We start from the raw sequence: 2096 nt of genomic DNA on the forward strand, positions 1-2096 counted from the left end.
AAAGGAGAGCACCATGACCGACCGTCCCATCCTCTTCTCGGGCCCGATGGTCCGGGCGCTGCTCGAAGGGCGCAAGACGCAGACCCGGCGCGTGATACTCCGGGTCGAGCGCGACAACTGCCTTCCGATCGGCAAGGGCAAGCCGCGCTCGCACGTCATGGACGCGCCGCTGCACCCGCATTTGCTGCCGGTTCGCGCCAGCGTCGGCGACCGGCTCTGGGTGCGCGAGGCGTGGCGAACGTGGCTTCAATACGATGCCCGCCCCCCGCGCGACATAACGCCCAATACTGCTATCCACTACATGGCGGGCCCAACCCCTCCAGTAAACCGGCAGATGTCAGACGGAAAAACGCGCCCCGGCATGTTCATGCCCCGCTGGGCGTCCCGCCTGACGCTGACCGTGACCGACGTCCGCGTGCAGCGGGTGCAGGACATCAGCGCGAGCGACGTGGAGGCCGAAGGCGCGCTGGACTACCTTGGACATCCGGGCTGCGGTCCCACCGTGAACTGCTACGGCCCCGCGTGCCCGACGGACGACGCGCGCAGCTGCAATAGGCACGGCTGCTGGGGCATCCGCGAGGACTTCGCCGCGCTCTGGAATGACCTCAACGCCCCGCGCGGTTACGGCTGGGACGCCAACCCATGGGTCGCCGCCTACACCTTCACCGTCGAGCGCCGGAACATCGATGGCGCGCGAGACGCAGGAGCCTGACAGATGCCCGCCGCCGCACCCACCGAAGCGCAGATTGCCCGCGCCATCCGAGCCGCGCGGCGCGAAGGATGCACGTCGGTAGAACTGTGGGGCGGCGCGCTGAAGATCCGGCTGAAGGATGACGAGCCCCTTCCACAAAACGAGGCGAAGCGGCAACCTGAGCCGCGCAGGTGGGGTGAGACAGGATGACAAACGTGCGCGTGAGGTTCCGGGGCTACGTGCCCGAGAAAATGAAGAGTGGGGAGACCCGGCACCGGGTCCGCGTCGAAGGCAATCCGAAGAAGCGCATCGTGATCCCGGTTGGGCCGGATGACCCTTCGTTCAGCGAGCACTACCACGCGGCTCGCGCCGGCCAGAAACTGGCGGCGCAGAAACCCAAGGTAGCGCTGGTAGGTTCTCTGGACGCACTGGCGGACGACTACCTGACCAACCTGGAGGCCCAAGTCGGTGCGAGCCGCGCGTCTCCCCTGACGCTCAAGCAGCGTCGCGCCCTTCTGAAAAAAGCCTGCGATTTCCTCTCACCCGAGGGTGACCGCATGGGAAGCTTGCACCGCGATCTGCCCCGACCCGCGATCCTGCACGTCATCGATCAGTTCGGCGCTAAGACGGGCGCGGCAGACAACTGTCGCAAGGCGCTTTCGGCGATGTACACGTGGAGCGTCGACCGTGGGAAGATGGACCACAATCCGGTCGCCGGCATCGCCCGCGTCCATTCCTACAAAGGCGGCGCGGCGCCCTGGTCGCCGGAGGACGTTCGGAAGTTCATGCGCCACCACCCGGAAGGAAGCGTCGCGCGCATGTGGCTGATCCTGGCCATGCTGACCGGCGCCCGTCGCGGCGATCTCGCGATCCTCGGCCGGCAACACGAGGTGAAGCGCGACGGGATCATGTGGCTCGAGTGGCAGCCCGGGAAAAAGGGCAGCGCGGCAATGGCTCTGCCCATGGCGCCGCAGCTCTACGAGGCGTCTCGTGCAATGAAGGTCCAGGGGCCGACCTACCTCCTGACACAGTACGGCAAGCCGATGGCATCACCCGATGCTCTCGGTAGGAAAGTGGAGAAATGGACCGCGGCCGCAGGGCTCACGCGACGATCATCTCACGGGCTGCGCAAGGCGCTCGGAACGATCCTCGGGGAGCTCGGGTGCAGCGAACTGCAGATCATGGCGATCCTCGCACATACCAATCCGACGACCTCCTCGATCTACACAAAGGGGGCCGAAAGACGCCGCATGGCGGCGTCCGCGATGGAGACGCTCGGCAGCGTGGCGCTGTGGTGATCGGAGGCCAAAGTGTCCCACGCCAGAAACGCGCGGGACAGAACTTCGAAATTATTCTTAGAAAACAGCGCCTCATGTAGATTACCGTAGGCCTGCCGGGCCTACCA

Annotated in this window: 3 protein-coding genes; all 3 read left to right on the forward strand. The window is 66.0% G+C overall.

Annotated features, from left to right (window positions below; translation table 11 throughout):
• Positions 1-13: 13 nt before the first annotated feature.
• From RISW2_RS22690 to RISW2_RS22695, 3 genes are read left to right on the forward strand one after another with little or no spacing between them, the layout of a single operon-like run.
• Complete coding sequence (locus RISW2_RS22690; protein ID WP_043775620.1) at positions 14-712, forward strand: hypothetical protein; 699 nt, start codon at positions 14-16, stop codon at positions 710-712.
• A 3-nt stretch (positions 713-715) separates the two neighbouring features.
• Positions 716-901 carry a hypothetical protein gene (locus RISW2_RS24940; protein WP_156943990.1) on the forward strand — a complete coding sequence of 62 codons (186 nt, stop codon included), beginning with the start codon at positions 716-718 and terminating at the stop codon, positions 899-901.
• A 5-nt stretch (positions 902-906) separates the two neighbouring features.
• On the forward strand, positions 907-1989 hold the full coding sequence (locus RISW2_RS22695; RefSeq protein WP_051492384.1) for a tyrosine-type recombinase/integrase: 1083 nt from the start codon (positions 907-909) through the stop codon (positions 1987-1989).
• Positions 1990-2096: the final 107 nt, after the last annotated feature.

The organism is Roseivivax isoporae LMG 25204, assembly GCF_000521865.1.
In the GTDB taxonomy this organism is placed as follows: Bacteria; Pseudomonadota; Alphaproteobacteria; order Rhodobacterales; family Rhodobacteraceae; genus Roseivivax; species Roseivivax isoporae.